This window comes from Selenomonas sp. FC4001 (assembly GCF_000701565.1).
GTDB classification, from domain to species: Bacteria; Bacillota; Negativicutes; order Selenomonadales; family Selenomonadaceae; genus Selenomonas_A; species Selenomonas_A ruminantium_B.
The window spans coordinates 174,030-194,110 of record NZ_KL370793.1 but is presented as its reverse complement, the minus strand read 5'-3'; the positions used below and the strand labels follow the sequence as shown (position 1 = coordinate 194,110).

Below are 20,081 nucleotides of genomic sequence, written 5' to 3'. Positions count from 1 at the left end.
GTTATGGGTGAAAAATTGTTATTCTATTAGAAGCTGATTGAATGGGAGTGTGCAGATGGTAACAGTAGAAGCAAATGCCAAGATAAATTTGACGCTGGATATTTTGGGCAAGCGTCCGGATGGTTTTCACGAAGTGGCCATGGTTATGCAGTCCATTGGCCTGCACGACACTTTGACCATGGAAAAGACGGATGGGGAGATTGCGCTGTCCATCAACGTGCCCTGGCTCAAGGCGGACGAAAAGAATCTGGCCTGGCGGGCGGCGGAACTTGTACGTCAGGAATACGGCCTTACGGGGGGCGTGCGCATGGAGCTTACCAAGCGCATTCCCATTGCGGCAGGTCTGGCCGGAGGCAGCGCCGATGCGGCAGCGGTGCTCAAGGGCATGAATGAGCTTTACAATTTGCAGATGAGCGAGGCAAGACTTTGCGAATTGGGCGCAAAGCTCGGTTCGGATATTCCCTTCTGCCTGATGGGGGGCACGATGCTTGCCACAGGCCGCGGGGAGGTTTTGACGCGCCTTGCCGATATGCCGGAGACCTGGGTGGTGCTCGCCAAGCCTCGCATCTCCGTGTCCACGGCCTGGGCTTATCAGAATTATGATGAACAGGGGGCCGAGCGCCATCCGGACAACGAGGCCATCAAGAAAGCCATTGCCCGCGGCAACCGAAAAGCCGTGGCCGGGTTATTGTGTAATGTGCTGGAAAGTGTTACTATAAAGAAGTATGACGTGATAGCAGACTACAAGCAGATGATGCTCGACAAGGGGGCCATGGCCAGCATGATGTCCGGCAGCGGCCCAACCGTATTTGGTTTGGCACGCAACCGGGAACAGGCAGAAGCCATTGCCAATGTCCTGCGGCAGAATACCAATGCGGATGTCTTTGTCACCCGTACATTTCAGATGAACCGAAGGAAAGCGTAATTTTTTGCAAAAGAGGTAGGCCTATATGACAAACAGATTAGCCCCGATAAAGCTTGACAGCTACCAGCCTTTGCGGGAAGTGGTGTGCGAATCCCTCCGGGAGGCCATTCGCAATGGTGTGCTGAAGCCCGGTGAGCGAATTATGGAAATCCAGCTGGCTGAGGAATTAGGTGTCAGCCGTACTCCGGTGCGGGAAGCCATTCGCAAGCTCGAACTTGAGGGCTATGTGGTGATGATGCCCCGCCGGGGAACCTATGTGGCCAGCATGTCCATCCGGGATATCAATGAGATTTTTGAAATCCGCACGGCACTCGAATCCCTGTCCAATGGGCTGGCTGCTGACCATATTACCGATGATGAACTCGAGCACTTGCAGCGTCTGCTGGTGATTATCGGCGGTTATATCAAAGAAGGCAATATCGAAAAAATCGTGGAAACGGATATTGAGTTCCATGACCTCATGTATCATGCGGCCCGCAATGAGCGGTTGGTGGGGATTATCTCCAATTTGCGTGACCAGCTCACCCGTTTCCGCACGCTGTCCATGTCCTATCCCGGCCGTCTGGAGGAAACTTTGGACGAACACCGCCTGATTGTGGAAGCCATTGCCAATGGTGACCGCAAGGCGGCCAGCAAGGCAGCAGAGCGCCATATGGAAAATTCGGAGAAGACTCTCTTAAAAGCCATGGAAGCACTCGAACGCGAAAAAAAGTCCAAGGCAAAAAAAGCGAAAAAATAAAAGAAATAAATTTTAAGGAGACACAGATAAAATGTCTGATTTAGTAACTGTAATCCTTGCCGCCGGCAAGGGCACCCGTATGAAATCCAAACTCCCGAAGGTTCTGCACAAGGCTGCAGGCAAGTCTATGGTGCAGCATGTCATCGATGCTGCCAAGGCTGCCGGTGCCAAGCGCAATATTGTGGTCACGGGCTTTGGCGGTGAAGAAGTGCGCCAGGCTCTGGGCAGTGAAATCGAATTTGCCGAGCAGAAGGAACAACTGGGCACGGGTCATGCTGTACTCCAGACGGCAGAGCTCTTAAAGGACGAGCAGGGCACAGTTATGGTTCTCTGCGGCGATACGCCGCTTTTGACCGGGGATTTGCTCAAGAACCTCTACGAATCCCATGTGAAGGCCCAGGCCAAGGCTACGGTGCTGACGGCCATCATGCCGGATGCTACGGGCTATGGCCGCATCATTCGCGCCGAAGACGGCAGCGTGCTCAAGATTGTGGAGCATAAGGACGCCACGGAAGCAGAACGCGCAGTCAAGGAAGTAAATTCCGGCATCTACTGCTTTGATGCCCGTGCGCTCTTTGACTCCCTGAAACAGGTTACCAATGACAACGCCCAGGGCGAATACTACCTGCCGGACGTACTGGAAATTCTCCAGAAGCAGGGCGAAAAGATTTGGGCTGTAGCAGCTGACGATTATGAATCCACGCTGGGCATCAACTCCCGCCTGCAGCTCTCCGGTGCCGAAAAAATCCTGCGCCGCCGCAAGAATGAAGAACTCATGGCGGAAGGTGTTACGATTATGGACCCCGATACCACCTATGTGGATGCGGATGTAAAAATTGGCCGCGATACGGTTATCTATCCGCAGACCTGGATTGAAGGCAATACGGTAATCGGTGAAGACTGCGAAGTGGGCCCCTGCGTCCGTCTGCAGAATGTCAAGATGGGCAACAAGGTTATGGGTCAGTTTGGCTACTACCATGACTGTGTGATTGATGATGGCGTAATTCTCGGCCAGTTCAATCACATCCGTCCGGATTCCCACCTGATGGCTGGTGTCAAGATGGGCAACTTCGTGGAAGTCAAGAACTCCGTGATTGGCGAAGGCTCCAAGCTGCCGCATCTGTCCTATATCGGCGACACGGACATGGGCTCCGGCGTCAACATGGGCTGCGGTACGATTACGGTCAACTATGATGGCAAGACCAAGTTCCGCACGAAGATTGGCAACGATGCCTTCGTTGGCTGCAACTCCAATCTGGTAGCGCCCGTGGAAGTAGAGGATGGTGCATATATCGGTGCCGGTTCCACCATTACCAAGAAAGTGCCCAGCAACAATTTGGCTATTGCCCGTGCCCGCCAGACGAATATCGAAGGCTGGGCGGACAAGCGCAAATAATTCCTAATGAATTGTGCAAACAATCATAAATAAGGCTTTATGTTACATACAATCAGTGTTATACTGTTGTAGATAGAGAGTGACGCATGTCACTTCCCCGAGATGAGTTAATTTGTAGGAAAAGAAAGATTTGGAGGATTTTTACAAAATGGCTTTAGACACTGGAAACTTATGCATCCTGACCGGTAACGCTAACCCGGAGCTGGCAAAAGAGATTGCTGACCACATCGGTGTAAATCTTTGCGATGCATATGTCGGTCATTTCAACAATGGTGAGACGCAGGTTATGATCAGCGAAAGCATCCGCGGCAAGGATATTTTCATCATTCAGCCGACGTCTTACCCGGTAAACGACAACCTGATGGAACTCCTGATTATGGCAGATGCCTGCAAGCGTGCATCCGCTCATAGCGTAACGGCAGTTGTTCCTTACTACGCTTATGCCCGTCAGGACCGCAAGACCCGCGGCCGTGAGCCCATTTCCGCAAAACTGGTTGCTAACCTCATGACGACTGCTGGTGTTACCCGTGTTGTTACCGTTGACCTCCATGCTGGCCAGATTCAGGGCTTCTTTGATATCCCCGTGGATCATCTGGCAGCAGCTCCCGTTATTGCCAACTACTTCCGCTCGCAGAAGCTGGAAGATGTCGTGGTGGTTTCCCCAGACCTGGGCGGTGTAACCCGTGCCCGCGTTCTCGCTGACCACCTGCAGGCTCCCATCGCCATCATTGAAAAGCGCCGTCCGAAACCGGGCTGTGCTGAGGTTATGAATCTCATCGGTGATGTGGAAGGCAAGACGGCCATCATCATTGACGATATTGTTGATACGGCAGGTTCCCTCTGCGAAGGTGCCAAGGCCCTGGAAAAACGTGGTGCAAAGCGCGTGTTCGCTTCCTGCTCCCATGCTATCCTGAGCGACCCTGCTGTACAGCGCATCAACGAATCCTGCATTGAAAAGCTGGTGATTACCAACACCATTCCGCTGCCGCCGGAAAAACAGTCCGACAAGATTGTTACCCTGTCTCTGGCAGATGCTATCGGTGATGTAATCATGCGTATTCAGAGCCATCGCTCGGTAAGCCAGCTCTTCCGTTAAGTCTTACAGGGATTGGGAAGAAGCAAGTGAAAGCCCCCCTTTTGGGGGGCTTTTTTTACGATTAGGGGAGGGGATTAGCTTGGCTTCAGAATCATCCATGATGGATTTATTTATTCAGCACTTTGATTTTTGGCCTCGGCTATCGACATCCGAAAAGGAACTCTTGATGGAGGGCTCGAAAATGGTGCACTATCCCAAGGGCACTCATGTTCATCAAGGGGCATTGGACTGCATTGGAGTGCATCTGCTGAAAAAAGGCCAGCTACGGGTTTATACCATGTCGGAGGATGGCCGGGAGGTGACCTTGTACCGGCTCTTTGCCAATGACGTGGGCATCCTGTCGGCGCCCTGCGTGCTGGAGTCTTTGACCTTTGATGTCTATGTAGACGCAGAGGAGGATACGGAGGCTCTGCTGATTAAGTCGCCGACCTTCCGCAAACTGTCCGATGGCAACATCAACGTGCGCTGCTATGGCTATCAGATGGCCACCAGCCGTTTGTCGGATATGCTCTGGAAGATGCAGCAGGTGCTGTTCTACTCCGCTGACCGCCGTTTGGCCATTTTCTTGATGGAGGAAAGCGCCAAAAACGGCACGGAGGAAATCCATCTGACCCATGAGCAGATTGCCCGCTATATGGGCACCGCTAGGGAAGTGGTGAGCCGCCTGGTGAAGTATTTTAACCAGGAGGGCTGGATAAAAAACTCCCGGGGCTGCATCCGTATTATTGACAAGGAAGCTCTGCAGGAATTGGCAGGTCGGCTTTGATTAACAGGAAAATATAAAAGCATAGCGAATATAATAGCAATAGAGAAAACTGATTTTTTCAGAGAATGAGGGAACGGTATTATGCTGAAAAGATTTGGGGCTGTCTCGTTGGCAGGCATATTGCTTATGGGCGCAGGACTGTGGCTTAGCCCGACTCTGTCCGAGTCTGTGGAAATGGCAGAACTGGATACGGTGAATGTAGGCGTGGTTGAACAGCCTGGCTATGCTGTGCCCAGAGAAAGTGGCTATGAACAGGGCTTTGATGCCGAGTATATGTATAAGATTTCTCAATATGCCGGGTTCAAGGTCAAATTCCATCCCTATAAGGATTTTACCGGACTCTTTAAGGGGCTGGATAATAATGAAATCCAGATGGCGATGGGCATATCACCTACACCGGAACGGGAGCAGAAATATTTGTTTGCCGATAACTGGTTCTATCGGGGGATGCTCTGCATCCGTGTGAAGCAGGGGGATGAGCGCTTTACCTATGGCAATGCCAAGGAACTGAACGGCAAAAGACTGGGCGTCATCGGCAATTCGGTCATGTACAAGCGGGCGCAAACCTGGGCTCGGGGCAATGGCATTGAACCGATTTTTTCTGCCTATGAAAATGACAAACAGCTGACAATGGCTTTGGAACATGGCGAAATTGACGGTCTGATTGCTGGGGGAACAAAGTTTTCCGAGGATTACAAGACCATCTTTCGTATTGCTACCAATGCTTATTACCCTATCTTTGCAAAAAATCAGGGCGATTTGCGGGTTAAAGTGGATACGGCCATGAACCGCATTCTCTTTGAAGAACCTCTTTATGCGGAAAAACTGGTGCAGAAGTATCTCTATCTGCCCAATCAGCACGAATTGTCCCTGACCGAGGAGGAGAAAGCCTATATTGCGGAGCATCCTGTATTGAAGGTGGCTTTTATGCGGGATTTGCCGCCTTTTTCCTTCTTGGATAACACCGATAAAGCAGCAGGTATTGGCCCTGATTTTTACCGGCTGCTGGTGCAGAAACTGAATTGGCAGGTGGAGTTTGTTCCCTTTTCCGATCGGGAGGAGGCTTTGGCCGCTTTGCATGATGGTGCGGTAGATGTCTTTGGCCTCAGCAGCCAGGATGTGATATCTGCCGAGGAGGATGGCTTGGCCCTGACCAAGACTTTTTTCACTTTCAATATGTTTTCTATCCGTCGCCCGGGCGTGACGGAGATAAAAAGAGCAGCTGTTATTGGCGTGATGCCGGAAAATGTCCGCCAGCAGTTGGCCAAGGGATTCCCGGAGGTTTCTTTTGCCGGATTTAGCAATTTGGAAGACTGTCACAGGGCCTTGAAAAACAAGCAGGTGGATGCTATTTTCTGCAATGTGGCCCAAATGAACTGGCTTATGAATAAAAACCGCTCCGATACCTGCGTGATTGCAGCCATTGACGGAGTGGTGACGGAAAACAGCGGCCTTTTGCTGCCAGAACAGCTGGTGTTGAATTCTCTGCTTAGCAAGGCGGCTCAGGCCAGTGCCGCTGAAGGTGTGGATATCGTCAACCGCAATGTTTATGTGCCGCTTACTACAATGGATGTAGTGCGTTCTCTGCCCTTGAGCTGGGTGGTGGCCTTTTTCCTGCTGGTTTTGCTGGGGTTGGGAGTGACGGCCAGAGCCATCTATCGGGCACAGCGGCAACAGGCGCAGGCAGAGCTGGCGGCCAAGCAGGCGGCACTGGATGCGGCTGAGCAGGCCCGCAAGGCGGAAAGTGCATTCCTGTCATCCATGAGCCATGATATGCGTACGCCTCTTAACGGCATCTTAGGCTATGCCAGGATGGCGAAGGAATCCCAGAATTTGGAAGAGGTGCATCATTATCTGCAAAGCATTGACCGCTCCGGACAGCTGATGCTGGAACTGGTCAATGATATCCTAGACTTGTCCAAGATTGAAAGCGGCAAGCTGGTTCTGCGGGAGGACAGGAGTTATCCCCAAGAGATTTTTGCAACCATTCGTGAAGCTATAACTATGAACGCCGAAGCACGTCAGATAGATTTTCAGGCCGAGCTGGAGGCTCCTGAGAATATCGTGGTGCTGACCGATAGGCTGCGTTTGCAGCAGATCGCCATGAATTTGCTCAGCAATGCGATAAAGTATACGCCGGAAAAGGGCCATGTACAGTGGCAGATGAAGATAGAAGCACAGCCGGAAGGATGGCAGCTGACGGAAATTGTCAAGGATGATGGTATTGGCATGAGTGAAGAATTTCAGCAGCATATGTATGAGGTATTCTCGCAGGAAGTCCGTCAGGAGACTGTCAACACTCAGGGCACAGGCTTGGGGCTGGCATTGGTACATAAGTTTGTCACCTTAATGGGAGGCACTTTGGCGGTAAAGAGTCAGCTCAATCGGGGCACGGAATTTACTGTTGCTTTGCCTTTGCAGGTGGAACAGTTGGCTCCGAGTGATATGGGGCGGGGAAAAAGGATTTCCCGTCAGGATGTTCCCCGCGATTTCCTCCATGACGTGCCTATCCTGCTCTGCGAGGATAACGAAATCAATGGGGAGCTTGCCCATGTTATGCTGGCAGAATACGGAGCCAACTGTATTGACTGGGCCCGCAATGGACAGGAGGGAGTGGAGCTGTTCCAAAAGAGTTCTGCCCATCATTATAAATTGATTCTGATGGATTTGCGCATGCCGGTTATGGATGGGGTGACAGCTGCCCGTGAAATTCGTCAGCAATCTCGTCAGGATGCCAAAGAGGTATTTATACTGGCCATGTCCGCCGATGCTTTTGCCGAGGACATTCAGCAATGTCTGGAAGCTGGCATGAACGGTCATATCAGCAAGCCAGTAGATGTGGAAGAAATGATTGGAAAAATCGCAGAACTGCTGGGAAAATAAATTAAAAACCTGAGACAGAGAAGTTTCTTTGTCTCAGGTTTCTTTTAGCGGATTAAGTTTTCTACCTGCTCCTTGGGAATAAGACCCACGGATTCGCCGGTTTTCTGTCCGTTCTTAAAGACCAGCAGGGTGGGGATGCTCATGATGCCGAACTGGGCAGCCAGTTCCTGCTCTGCATCCACATTGACCTTGCCCACTTTGATGGCAGGATTGGCCGCAGCCACCTCGTCGATGATGGGGGAGAGCATCCGGCAGGGGCCGCACCAGTCAGCCCAGAAGTCAATGAGTACCGTGCCGGGATTATCCAGCACTTCGCTCTGGAAATTATCTTTGGTAATAACCGTCGTTGCCATATTGTATTCCTCCTAGTCATGTGCTAAGTTTTTCTTCGTGTCTTTATTATAGCAGTTGACTGGTCAATTTTTATGTAACCGACTCACGAACAATGATGATTATAATATTAAACAGCAAAAAAGCCAGCAACAAAAGTTACTGGCTTAAAATCTCAATGGTCGGGATGACAGGATTCGAACCTGCGGCCTCTTCGTCCCGAACGAAGCGCGCTACCAAACTGTGCCACATCCCGCAGTCACAAGAAATATTATACGGATTTAATATATTCTTGTCAACACTTTTTTAAGAAAATTTTTCTAAACTCACTTGCGATGGTTCTTGAGGAAGTTTTCGATGCGGCTCAGAGCCTCGGAAATCTTGTCGATGGCCGTGGCATAGGAGCAGCGTACATGACCTTCACCGCAGGCACCGAAGGCGCTGCCGGGGACGAGCGCCACATGTTCCGTGGTCAGGAGCTTTTCAGCAAACTCGTCGGAGGTGTAGCCGGTGGACTTGATGGACGGGAAAATGTAGAACGCACCTTTCGGCTCAAAGCATTCCAAACCCATCTTGGTCAGTCCATCGTAGATAAGACGGCGGCGGCGGTCGTATTCAGCCACCATCTTCTTCATGTACTTTTCGCCATGGCGCAGGGCTTCCACGGCAGCGACCTGAGCCGTGATGGGAGCACAGAGCATGGTGTACTGATGGATTTTTGTCATAGCGGCAATGACCGTGGGATTGCCCAGGGCGTAACCAATGCGCCAGCCCGTCATGGCATAGGCCTTGGAGAAGCCGTTTAAGAGAATGGTGCGGTCCTTCATGCGGGGCAGGGAGGAGAAGCAGACATGCTCTTCGCCGCCATAGGTCAAATCGCCGTAGATTTCATCCGAGATGACAATGAGGTCATGCTTTTCGGCAAAGTCGGCCACGGCTTCCAAATCCTTGCGGGTCATAATGGCCCCAGTGGGGTTGTTGGGGTAGCCAATCAAGAGTACCTTGGTCTTGTCGGTGACATGTTCTTCGAGTTCTTCCGGCGTGATGCGGAATTCGTTCTCGATTTTGGCAGGCACTGCTACGGGAACACCACCGGCCAGAATGGTGCAGGCCTGATAGGAAACGTAGCAGGGCTCAGGAATCAGCACTTCATCACCGGGAGCCAGCACGGCACGCATGGCAATATCGAGTGCTTCGCTGACGCCTACCGTCACCAGCACATCGGTGTTGGCGTCGTAGTCGACATCGTAGCGGCGCTTGAAGAGATTGACGATTTCCTGACGCAACTCCGGCATGCCCCGGTTGGCAGTGTAGGAGGTGTAGCCCTGTTCCAGACCATAGACACAGCTTTCGCGGATGGACCAGGGTGTTACAAAGTCCGGCTCGCCCACGCCCAGAGAAATTACGTCATCCATCTGGGCGGCGATGTCAAAGAACTTGCGGATGCCCGAAGGCGCAATGGCGTTTACTCCCGGAGAAAGGCGCTGCTGCCAATTCATGTTATCAGCCATCAGGGGGACACCACCAATCTGCGGTCGCGTTCTTCATCATTGATGATGACGCCGTCTTTTTTGTAGGGTTTCAGCATGAAGTGGCTGCGGGTAGCCGTAACCCCCTCAATGGTAGCTAGGCGGGTGGCCACGAAGTTTGCTACGTCGTTAAGGGACTTGCCTTCGATGATAACCAAGAGGTCAAAGCTGCCGCTCATGAGATATACCGTGCGTACTTCGTCGAAGCGGTATATGCGTTCGGCAATGGCGTCAAAGCCGACTTCCCGCTGGGGTGTCAAATTGATTTCGATAATGGCGGTCACGGTGTCGTCACCGAATTTTTCCCAGTTAATCAGGGTGTTATAGGAGAGAATGATTTTGTTCTTCTCCAAATTCTTGATGTTTTTTTCGACTTCGTATTCGCTGCGTTTGAGCATGGCTGCCAGCTCTCCTACAGGACGGCGCGCATCATGCTCCAAAAGTTCCAAAAGTTCTCGCATATATAAACCCCTTTCCACACTAAATACAGGAAAATCCTCGTCCGGCAATGGACGAGGACTGCTTACCAGATTTTCACACGCAACAATTATATCATATTGCCGCATGGCGAACAAGGGATAATTACATTCTGTCCAGCCTCGGCAAACAAATGAGTTGCAATGTTCCCTAGCTTTTTTTTAGAAATGTGAGGATGTTTCCTTGCATAATACAGTAGTTTTAGGTAAAATGTGTATGAACGGTTGTTTTTTACAGAATGTACGACAGGAGAGGGTTACGAAATGATTATCGGCAGTATGGATACATTGGACGAAAATCATGTAGATTATCCGGCGATTATCCAAAAGGCGCTTGACTATTTGCGTGAGCATGATTTCACCCAGATGGCAGATGGCAAATATCCTATTGCAGGGGATAAGTGTTTTGCTAATGTGCAGCGCTATACGACGCGTCCGGAGAAAGATTGTAAGCCGGAGACCCATCGAAAATTCGTGGACATTCAGTTTATAGCGGAAGGCGAGGAGTTTATGGGCTGGTGCCCCTTAAGCCCCGATTTGGAAGAAGAAGCTCCCTATGATGCGGAGCGGGATGTAACCTTCTATAAAGCCCTGGTTCCCGATAGCAGCATTGTGCTCTCGCCGGGCTGCTTTGCCGTGCTTTATCCTGAGGACGTACACCGTCCGCAGGCGTCGGTCGTGGAGGACGCGCCGGGCAAGGTAACCAAGGTAGTTGTGAAAGTCGCCATTGACAGTTTGTGATATACAGGCATAGAGACCCTATTTGCGTAGGTGTCTCTATGCCTGTTTGTCTATATAGCTTTATGTATTTATTCTATTTAGTGTCTGGAGGAAAAGAAGATTCATGACTGTGAGAAGAATTTTCGTAGAAAAACGACAGGGGTATTTTGATATTCCTGCCCAGCAGCTGTGCGATGACCTCAAGGAGACATTTCGCCTGGACGAGCTGAAGGCCGTCCGCATTATCCGGCGTTATGACATTGAAGGCCTTAGCGATGAGGAATACGCTGCGGTGAAAAATGTCGTTTTCTCCGAACCGCCGGTAGATGTTGTCTATGAGGAAAAATTGCCCAAGTTCCCCAATTCCCGGGTCTTTGCGGTGGAATTTTTGCCGGGGCAGTATGACCAGACGGCGGACTCGGCAGCCCAGTGCGTGCAGCTGATTACCCAGAAGGAACGCCCGGAAATCCGGGTGGCCAAGGTTATCGTCATTGTCGGTGATGTGGACAGAGAAACCTTTGGCAAAATAAAGGATTACTGCATCAACAAGGTGGAAAGCCGTGAGGCCAGCCTTGAGAAGCCGGAATCCCTGATTAGTGAATACGAGGAGCCTGCTGATGTTGAAGTGTTGGAAAACTTCAACAATCTGGATGCCGAAGCTTTGCAGGATTTTTGGCAGTCCAAGGGCTTTGCTATGAGTCTGGCGGATATGGCGTTCTGTCAGATTTACTTCCGGGATACGGAAAAGCGTCCTCCTACCATTACAGAACTTAGAGTAATTGATACATATTGGTCCGACCACTGCCGTCATACCACCTTTACTACGGCGGTGGATGAAGTGCAGATTGCTAAAGGCTATTATACGCCGAGCATTGCCAAGGCTTATACGAAATACTTGCAGGACAGGGAAGAACTCTATGCTGGGGAAAACCGTGATGTGACGTTGATGGATATTGCGGTTATCGGCATGAAGGCCCTGCGCAAGGACGGCAAGCTGGCAGATTTGGATAAATCCGAGGAAATCAATGCCTGCTCCATCGTGGTGGAAGCAGATATCGACGGCAAAAAAGAAGACTGGTTGGTGATGTTCAAGAATGAAACCCACAACCATCCTACGGAAATCGAGCCGTTCGGCGGTGCTGCTACCTGTCTGGGCGGTGCTATCCGCGACCCGCTGTCCGGCCGTTCCTATGTTTATCAGGCCATGCGCGTCACCGGTGCTGCTGACCCGCGCCGCCTGCTCAAAGACACCCTGCCGGGCAAGCTGCCCCAGAAGAAAATCACCTTGGGCGCTGCTGCTGGTTACAGCTCCTACGGCAATCAGATTGGTCTGGCTACGGGGCAAGTGCGGGAAGTTTACCATGAAGGCTACATGGCCAAGCGCATGGAAATCGGTGCGGTTATCGCTGCTGCCCCCAAGGAAAACGTGGTACGGGAAGTGCCGGCTGCCGGTGATATCGTCGTGCTGGTCGGTGGACGTACCGGCCGTGATGGCTGCGGCGGTGCCACCGGTTCCTCGAAGGAACATACGGAAGAATCCCTGACCTCCTGCGGTGCCGAGGTGCAGAAGGGCAATCCGCCCACGGAGCGCAAGATTCAGCGCCTGTTCCGCAATCCGGTTGTCAGCCGCATGATTAAGCGCTGCAACGACTTTGGTGCGGGCGGTGTGGCCGTGGCTATCGGCGAATTGGCACCGGGCCTCACCATCAATCTGGATGCGGTGAAGAAAAAGTACAAGGGCCTTGACGGTACGGAACTGGCCATCTCCGAATCGCAGGAGCGCATGGCCGTGGTTATCCGTCCCGAGCATTTGGGGAAATTCGCCCAGTTGGCTGATGAAGAAAACCTCGAAGCGACGAAAGTGGCGGAAATCACCAAGGAACCACGACTGATTATGAAATGGCGGGGCAATGCTATTGTGCAGATGAACCGTTCCTTCTTGGATACCAACGGTGTGCGTCAGCATGTAAAGGCCAAAATCACCAGCCCGGACGAAAAGAACCGCTATTTAAGAACGATTCCGGCGGCCGTTGAGGCGGAGAAAAAGAATCTGGAGCAGAGCTGGCTTACCAACCTCAAGGATTTGAATGTCTGCAGTCAGAAAGGCTTGGCTGAGCGCTTTGACTCCACCATTGGCGGCAATTCTGTGCTGATGCCCTTTGGTGGCAAGCGTCAGTTGACCCCTGCTGAAGGCATGGTGGCAAAACTGCCCGTAGAAGGTGCAGAAACCAACACGGCCACGGCTATGACTTTTGGCCTGAATCCGGCGCTGACGGAATGGAGCCCCTTCCATGGTGCCATCTATGCAGTGGTAGAAGCGGCTGCTAAGATGGTGGCCTTGGGCGGCCGGGCGGATAAGATTCGCTTGACCTTCCAGGAATACTTCGAGAGCCTGGGCAAGGACGAAGAAAAATGGGGCAAGCCCTTCGCTGCGCTCCTGGGTGCACTTTGGGCACAGCATGAACTGGAGATTCCTGCCATCGGCGGCAAGGATTCCATGTCCGGCACCTTTGAAGATATCCATGTACCGCCGACGCTGGCAGCTTTTGCCGTTACGACGCTGAAGGCCAGCGATGCGGTTTCTCCGGAATTCAAGTATCCCGGCAACAAGGTTTATCTCGTGCCGGCACCGAAGGACGAGCAGGATTTGCCGGACTTCCCCAAGATGCGGAAGCGCTGGTCGCTGGTTACGGACCTCATGGAAAAGCATCGCGTCTTTGCGGCACAGAGCATTGGTGTGGGCGGTATAGCTGCCGCTGTGTCCAAGATGGTGCTGGGCAATGGCGTGGGTTTCAAGTTCACTAAGCCAATGATGCGGAATGAACTCTTTACGCCGGACTACGGTGCGTTGCTGCTCGAAGTGGCTGATTCCGAGCGGTTGGAAAAAATCCTGTCAGAGGCAGGCTGCCAACTGATTGGTGAAACCACTGCAGGCCCCAGCGTGGTCTGTGATGATGCGGTCATCATGCTGGCGGATATCGAGACGGCCTACACCAAGCCTTTGGAAAAGATTTTCCCCACGCAGGTGAAGCAGTATCCCAAGGAAAGAATCATGGATATGACTTACACCGAGGGTGTGGCCATTCGTTCGCATACCAAGCTGGCTAAGCCGCAGGTATTTATCCCTGTATTCCCGGGTACAAACTGCGAATACGATTCGGCGCGGGCCTGGGAACGGGCCGGTGCCAAAGCGGAAACGCTGGTCATTCGCAACCTTACGCCAAGCGCCGTTGAGGAATCGGTGGAAGCCATCGTCAAGGGCATCAAGGCGGCCAACATCATCATGCTGCCGGGCGGTTTCAGCGGCGGTGACGAACCGGATGGTTCCGGCAAGTTCATTGCGGCCATGTTCCGCAATCCGCGCATCAAGGAAGAAGTCCACAAACTGCTCTTTAAGCGGGATGGTTTGATGCTGGGTATCTGCAACGGTTTCCAGGCTTTGATCAAACTGGGACTTGTTCCATACGGAGAAATTCGTGATTTGGTAGACAGTTCGCCAACTTTGACGTATAATAACATAGGTCGGCATGTTTCCTGCATGGTCAAGACCAAGGTGGTATCCAATCTTTCCCCGTGGTTCAACAATGTCAATGTGGGGGATGTACATACCATTGCGGTTTCCCATGGTGAGGGACGCTTTGTAGCCGATAAGGAAATTCTCGCCCGCATGCGGGTGCGTGGTCAGATTGCCACTCAGTATGTGGATGCAAACGAGAATCCGTCCTTGTATATTCCCTATAATCCCAACGGCTCCGTCAGTGCGGTGGAGGGCATTACGAGCCCCGATGGCCGTGTATTGGGTAAGATGGGACATTCCGAGCGTATCGGCAAGGATATTGCCCGCAATGTGCCGGGTAAAAAAGACCAGCAGCTCTTTGAGGCTGGGGTAGCTTATTATCAGTAATTGTTAAAAATAAAATAACAGGGGTGCGGTCGGTCTATTTATAGCTGGCCGCATTTACCTATAAGAGGGAGGTTACTGTTTTGGTAGGGATTGTTGTGGTATCCCATAATGTAAAACTTGCCGAAGGTGTCAAGGAAATGGCTGAGATGATGGCGGGCGGCGTGCAGATTGCTGCAGCCGGAGGCCTCGATGATGGTATCATGGGCACCAGCTACGAGAAAATCAGCAAAGCAGTGGAATTTGTCTGCGGCCGGGATGGGGCTGTGGTGATTATGGATATGGGCAGCGCCATTATGACTACGGAACTGGTGCTGGAAAACTTAAAAGATGATGCGGTGCGCATGGCGGATTGCCCGCTGCTCGAAGGCACCATGCAGGCAGCTGTGGTGGCAGCTAACGGCGGCAACCTGGAAGAAGTCGTAGCGGCAGCGGAAGCCACCTGCGGTCAGAAGAAGTTAGCGTGACTCAGGTCACGGCCAAGTATTGACATGTCATCTATAATGGGTAATAGAAAGCCATTTTCAATAGGAGGCTGAATATTATTAAGTTCAAAGAATTAACCAAAGATGACAAGAGTTTATTGGATAGATATTACCGCAGCGGTTACTATGAAAATTCCCATTTCAATTTCACCAATCTCTTTATGTGGCGCAAGCCCTATCATGTAGAGGTTTGTGAACAGGGGGAGATTCTCTATCTCACCTGTGAATGGGAAGGGCAGCTCTATGCCTTGCAGCCCGTCTGTGAGGAAGGGCGTTGGCAGGAAGCGGTGGATACCTTCCGCGCTTACTTTGCCAGTCAGGAGAAGACGCTGGCCTTTACTGGTGTGGAGAAGCATTTCGCTGATTTTTTGCAGCAGCAGTATCCGGGGCAGTTTGCTATTGAGGCTGACCGGGATAATTTTGACTACGTGTATCTGGCGGAAAAGCTCATTACCCTGTCCGGACGCAAACTGCATTCCAAGAAGAATCATCTGAATGCCTTTCGGAAACTTTATCCGGAGGCAGAGTATATGGAAATCACGCCGGAAATCCTGCCGGACTGCAAGGCCGAGCTGGAGAAATGGTATGCAGCCCATATTGAGGCCATGCCGGAGTCGGAGTTCATTCCCTGGGAACGGGATGCCATTTTGGAGCTCTTTGCTGACTGGGATTACTTCCAACTGAAGGGCGGGGCAATCTGTCTGGACGGGCGAATCATTGCTTTTACCTTCGGTGAGCAGCTCAACAGCGATTCCGTGGTGGTACATGTGGAGAAGGCTGACCCCAATATCCGGGGAGCATATCCGGCCATCAATCAGGGCTTTGTTGAGCATGAATGGAGCGGCATGACCTATATCAACCGCGAAGAAGATATGGGGCAGGAAGGCCTGCGCAAGGCCAAGGAGTCCTACAAACCGGAAAAGATGATTGAAAAGTACAATGCGAAGTATATCGCAGATTGATTTGCTAATACGCTAGAGGTGAACAGATTTTTTGCAGCAGGCATTAGAACGAAAAATTATTTTTCAGGACAATCATGAAGCCTTCGCTCTTTTGGGTGAAGGCGATGAGTTTTTACAGGTGTTTCGCAGTGAATTTGACTGTCAGTTTATCAGCCGGGGAACCCAGGTGGAAATTCTGGGGGAAGGCGCGCAGGTAGAGATGGCGGCCAAGGTGATGGAGGAGCTTCTTTATCTCTATCGTCAGGGGACAACTATCACCATGCACGAGGTGCGCTATGGGATTGGCCTTGTAAAGGGCGGCAAGGGGGAAGCCCTGCATACGCTTTTTGGCGATACGATTCTCGTTACGGCCCGGGGCCGTCATGTGCGCCCCAAAACCTTGGGGCAGCGGCGGTATCTTGACACCATCCGCCATAATTCTATCACCTTCGGCATCGGCCCTGCCGGTACAGGCAAGACCTATCTGGCGGTGGTTATGGCCGTGGCGGCCCTGCGGAACCGGGAAGTGCGCAAGATTATCCTGACGCGTCCGGCCGTGGAAGCCGGGGAACGGTTGGGCTTTTTGCCCGGCGATTTGCAGGATAAGGTTGACCCGTATCTGCGCCCGCTCTATGATGCCCTGCAGGATATTTTAGGTCAGGACACCTATACGAAATTCATGGCCAAAGGCTTTATCGAGATTGCGCCGCTGGCTTATATGCGCGGCCGCACGTTGGAAGATGCCTTCATCATCCTCGACGAGGCCCAGAACACTACGGACAAGCAGATGAAGATGTTTTTGACCCGTCTGGGCTTTGGTTCCCGTATGGTGGTTACCGGCGATTTAGGTCAGGTGGACTTGCCGCGGGGCGTAACGTCAGGTCTTAGGGAAGCGGCCAAAGTCCTCGAACACGTCAAGGGCGTTGGCATTGTGCGGCTGGCACCGTTGGATGTCATCCGTCACGAAGTGGTTACCCGCATTGTCGAGGCTTATGGTGCCTACGAAGAAAAGCGCAAGGCGGAAAAAGAGAAGGAAAAGGCGAAACAGGAAAAGTAACATGGAAATCATCATCAGCAACGAACCGGAAGAGTTGGAAGTACCGGAAGAATATATTGACAATATCCGCACCGCCATCGAGACGGTGGGGATACTTTATGGTGTGGAGGACAGCGAAGTCAGCGTGACTCTCACAGACAACGAGCATATCCATGTGATTAACCGGCAGTATCGCGGTGTGGACAGACCCACCGACGTGATTTCCTTTGCCTTCAACGAAAGCGAGGAGCCGGAAGTGGTAGGCGGCAGTACCGTCAATATGCTCGGGGATTTGATTATCTCCTTGGAGCGGGCGGAAGAACAAGCTGCCGATTATGGCCACAGTGTGCGCCGTGAAGTGGCCTTTTTGACCGTGCATGGCATGCTGCATCTTTTGGGCTATGACCATATGGAAGATGAAGAACGGGAAGAAATGGAAGCGGAACAGCGCTTCGTTATGGATAAATTAGGTATTAGCAGAGATTGAGAAATAGGAAAGAGGCATATATGGAGCAGAAGATGAAATCCGGCTTTATCGCCGTTATTGGCCGTCCCAATGTGGGCAAGTCCACGCTTATCAACACCCTGATTGGGCAGAAAATCGCCATCATGAGCGATAAACCACAGACCACCCGCAATCGTATTTTGTGCATCCTGACCCAGCCGGACGCCCAGATTGTGTTCCTCGACACGCCGGGCATCCATAAGCCCAAGCATAAACTGGGCGAGTACATGGTCAAGGCTGCCGAAGGCACCCTGCGCGAAGTGGACGCCATCTTCTTCGTGGTGGATGCTACGGAAAAGATGGGCCCGGGGGAACATTATATCTTAGAGCGCCTGCAGGCCACGAAACGTCCGGTTATCCTTGTGGTTAACAAACTGGATTTGATTGAGCGGGAACAGGCTCTGCCCATTATCTCGAAATATACCTCCAAGTATGAGTTCGCCGGTGTGGTGCCCATTTCCGCCAAAGAGGAAATGAATCTGGACAGCCTGCTGACGGAAGCCAAGAAGTATCTGCCCGAAGGCCCGCAGTATTATCCGGAGGACATGGTCACCGACCAGCCGGAACGCCTGATTGTAGCTGAACTCATCCGCGAAAAGGCCCTGCAACTCACGCGCGACGAAATTCCCCATGCCATTGCCGTGGATGTGGATGAGATGACTACCCGCCCCAATGATGATGTTTATATCCGCGCTACTATCTATGTGGAACGCGATTCCCAGAAGGGGATTGTGATTGGTGCCAAGGGGGCTATGCTCAAGGAAATCGGTGCACTGGCCCGCACGGATATTCAGAATCTCTTAGGCTCCAAGGTATTCCTCGACCTCTGGGTTAAGGTCAAGAAGGACTGGCGTGACAGGGATGGCATCCTGCGCAACTTCGGCTTTGGTGACGAGCGATGAAGGAAAGCTGCTCGAAACGTATTTCCCGCCGTTTCATCAACGGCCTGATTATTCTCGTGCCTTTGGCTATCACGGTCTTTGTGGTACTGGAAACGCTGAACTTTACGGAAGGGGTGCTGGGCAAGCACCTCCCGTTCTATTTTCCGGGCATGGGAATTGTTACCCTGTTATTGGTCATCTATCTGACGGGCTGGGCTTCTGGTTATTGGGCGGCCCGCCGTCTGATTTATATCGGGGAAACCCTGCTGGGCAAGATTCCCGTGATAAAGTTCATCTACAACAGCGTCAAGCACCTGTCCACGGCGGTATTTGAGTCCAACAATATGTTTGACCATGTGGTGCTCGTGCCCTTCCATCAGTCCCAGGCGTTGGGCTTCATCATGGCAGATGTGCCCCAGACTTTGAAGGACAAGCTCGGGGATGATTACGTCTGCGTATTCGTGCCCTGGAGTCTTAACATGACCTCCGGCACCAATCTCTTTGTGAAGAAAAGTGATGTGACTTATTTGGACATCAGCAGCGAGTCAGCCCTGCAGTACATGCTGACGGCAGGTGCCGTTATGCCCAAGCGCATCAGTGATATGCCGAAAGCTGAGGAGAAAAAGTAATGGCCAGCTATCAGACCGCCGCCGTGGTGCTCGGCTCTAAAAACTGGGGCGAAGCGGATAAGATGGTGACCCTCTTTACCTATGACCGCGGCCTTGTGGAGGCCGCGGCTTTTGGCTGCCGCCGTCCCCGCAGCCCCTTGGCCGCAGGCATGCAGATGTTTTCGAGCATTGAAGTGCAGCTCTCCGAAGGCAAGCGGGTGGACACTGTGCGGCAGTGTACCTTGAAGCGCCATTACAAGAAGCTCACCGAGGATTTGGAAGTCATGGCCTACGGCAGCTTTGTGGCGGAGTTCCTGCGGGAATTTCTGCCGCCGGGGCAGGCAGAACCGCAGATGTTTGGGCGGCTGCTGTATGTTCTCGATTCCTTTGAGGTGCGCAATCCCAGAGTCACGGCCCTGATGGCCATGATTCAGCTGCTGGAGTTCACAGGGATGCAGCTGCATTTCGAGCATTGCGTCCATTGTGGACAGACGGTGGATGATGATGCTTTTTTCAGCCTTAGTGCCGGCGGCATTTTGTGTCCGGAATGTCAGGAGCCGGGCGCTGAACCTTTTCCTGACGATTTGCGCCGCTTCATTCTGGCGCTTCGGGACTATGACTGGGAAAAGCCTGCGGAACTAAAGATAACAGGCAGCCTTTTGATGCAGGCCGAGCATTTGTTTTTGACTTATCTGCAGAGTCTTTTGGGCAGGCCGCTGAAGTCGCTGGCCTTTATTCAGCAATTATAAAAATCCGAGTGATTAAGCGCTCGGATTTTTTTTTATTGGGGTTAGCAGGAATTAAATGTTATTTATAGAAGAACTTTTTGATTAAAGGAATATGAGAGCTGGTGTACAGAAATGG

At 52.0% G+C, this 20,081-nt stretch carries 18 protein-coding genes and 1 tRNA gene; 15 read left to right on the top strand and 4 right to left on the bottom strand.

Annotated features, from left to right (window positions below; translation table 11 throughout):
* Positions 1-55: 55 nt before the first annotated feature.
* From ispE to T320_RS10595, 6 genes are all read left to right on the top strand, one after another.
* Positions 56-925 carry a 4-(cytidine 5'-diphospho)-2-C-methyl-D-erythritol kinase gene (ispE, locus tag T320_RS10620; protein ID WP_037355621.1) on the top strand — a complete coding sequence of 290 codons (870 nt, stop codon included), beginning with the start codon at positions 56-58 and terminating at the stop codon, positions 923-925.
* A gap of 25 nt (positions 926-950) precedes the next feature.
* Positions 951-1,664 (top strand): GntR family transcriptional regulator, encoded by a 714-nt coding sequence (locus T320_RS10615; protein WP_026761055.1) that lies wholly within the window; start codon positions 951-953, stop codon positions 1,662-1,664.
* 31 nt (positions 1,665-1,695) lie between these two features.
* Positions 1,696-3,060, top strand: coding sequence for a bifunctional UDP-N-acetylglucosamine diphosphorylase/glucosamine-1-phosphate N-acetyltransferase GlmU (glmU, locus tag T320_RS10610; protein ID WP_037355615.1), 1,365 nt, complete (start codon positions 1,696-1,698; stop codon positions 3,058-3,060).
* Positions 3,061-3,208: 148 nt separating this feature from the next.
* Positions 3,209-4,156: a ribose-phosphate diphosphokinase gene (locus T320_RS10605; RefSeq protein ID WP_026761053.1), complete on the top strand. Its 948-nt coding sequence runs from the start codon at positions 3,209-3,211 to the stop codon at positions 4,154-4,156.
* A gap of 79 nt (positions 4,157-4,235) precedes the next feature.
* Positions 4,236-4,922 carry a Crp/Fnr family transcriptional regulator gene (locus T320_RS10600; protein WP_231465889.1) on the top strand — a complete coding sequence of 229 codons (687 nt, stop codon included), beginning with the start codon at positions 4,236-4,238 and terminating at the stop codon, positions 4,920-4,922.
* Between the two features lie 81 nt (positions 4,923-5,003).
* Positions 5,004-7,805, top strand: coding sequence for an ATP-binding protein (locus T320_RS10595; protein ID WP_037355613.1), 2,802 nt, complete (start codon positions 5,004-5,006; stop codon positions 7,803-7,805).
* A gap of 44 nt (positions 7,806-7,849) precedes the next feature.
* Here the strand turns inward: T320_RS10595 and trxA are convergent, their stop codons facing one another.
* The 4 genes from trxA to T320_RS10575 form a co-directional block, all read right to left on the bottom strand.
* A complete protein-coding gene (gene trxA / locus T320_RS10590) occupies positions 7,850-8,158 on the bottom strand; it encodes a thioredoxin (RefSeq protein WP_037355611.1) in 309 nt (102 codons plus the stop codon).
* 156 nt (positions 8,159-8,314) lie between these two features.
* Positions 8,315-8,391, bottom strand: a tRNA-Pro gene (locus T320_RS10585).
* Between the two features lie 70 nt (positions 8,392-8,461).
* Entirely contained in the window at positions 8,462-9,634 is a 1,173-nt protein-coding gene (locus tag T320_RS10580) for an aminotransferase class I/II-fold pyridoxal phosphate-dependent enzyme (protein ID WP_037356514.1), read from the bottom strand.
* Positions 9,635-9,645: 11 nt separating this feature from the next.
* Positions 9,646-10,125 carry an Lrp/AsnC family transcriptional regulator gene (locus T320_RS10575; RefSeq protein WP_037355609.1) on the bottom strand — a complete coding sequence of 160 codons (480 nt, stop codon included), beginning with the start codon at positions 10,123-10,125 and terminating at the stop codon, positions 9,646-9,648.
* A 279-nt stretch (positions 10,126-10,404) separates the two neighbouring features.
* Here T320_RS10575 and T320_RS10570 point away from each other — a divergent pair, with 279 nt between their 5' ends.
* The 9 genes from T320_RS10570 to recO all read left to right on the top strand — a co-directional run bounded on the left by T320_RS10570 (position 10,405) and on the right by recO (position 19,966).
* Entirely contained in the window at positions 10,405-10,881 is a 477-nt protein-coding gene (locus tag T320_RS10570) for a NanQ anomerase/TabA/YiaL family protein (RefSeq protein WP_026761048.1), read from the top strand.
* 103 nt (positions 10,882-10,984) lie between these two features.
* On the top strand, positions 10,985-14,764 hold the full coding sequence (locus T320_RS10565) for a phosphoribosylformylglycinamidine synthase (protein ID WP_037355607.1): 3,780 nt from the start codon (positions 10,985-10,987) through the stop codon (positions 14,762-14,764).
* Positions 14,765-14,844: 80 nt separating this feature from the next.
* On the top strand, positions 14,845-15,228 hold the full coding sequence (dhaM, locus tag T320_RS10560; RefSeq protein ID WP_026761046.1) for a dihydroxyacetone kinase phosphoryl donor subunit DhaM: 384 nt from the start codon (positions 14,845-14,847) through the stop codon (positions 15,226-15,228).
* Positions 15,229-15,296: 68 nt separating this feature from the next.
* Complete coding sequence (locus tag T320_RS10555) at positions 15,297-16,208, top strand: DUF2156 domain-containing protein (protein WP_037355605.1); 912 nt, start codon at positions 15,297-15,299, stop codon at positions 16,206-16,208.
* A gap of 31 nt (positions 16,209-16,239) precedes the next feature.
* Positions 16,240-17,244, top strand: a complete 1,005-nt coding sequence (locus tag T320_RS10550) for a PhoH family protein (protein WP_026761044.1) — start codon at positions 16,240-16,242, stop codon at positions 17,242-17,244.
* A gap of 1 nt (position 17,245) precedes the next feature.
* Positions 17,246-17,710, top strand: a complete 465-nt coding sequence (gene ybeY, locus T320_RS10545; RefSeq protein WP_037355603.1) for an rRNA maturation RNase YbeY — start codon at positions 17,246-17,248, stop codon at positions 17,708-17,710.
* A gap of 20 nt (positions 17,711-17,730) precedes the next feature.
* The gene (era, locus tag T320_RS10540; RefSeq protein ID WP_037355601.1) at positions 17,731-18,630 is read left to right on the top strand and encodes a GTPase Era; all 900 of its coding nucleotides are present in this window, start codon (positions 17,731-17,733) and stop codon (positions 18,628-18,630) included.
* Entirely contained in the window at positions 18,627-19,238 is a 612-nt protein-coding gene (locus T320_RS10535; protein ID WP_037355599.1) for a DUF502 domain-containing protein, read from the top strand. The genes era and T320_RS10535 overlap by 4 nt, the downstream gene beginning before the upstream one ends.
* Entirely contained in the window at positions 19,238-19,966 is a 729-nt protein-coding gene (gene recO, locus T320_RS10530; protein WP_037355597.1) for a DNA repair protein RecO, read from the top strand. Before T320_RS10535 ends, recO begins: the two co-directional genes overlap by 1 nt.
* Positions 19,967-20,081 lie beyond the last annotated feature (115 nt).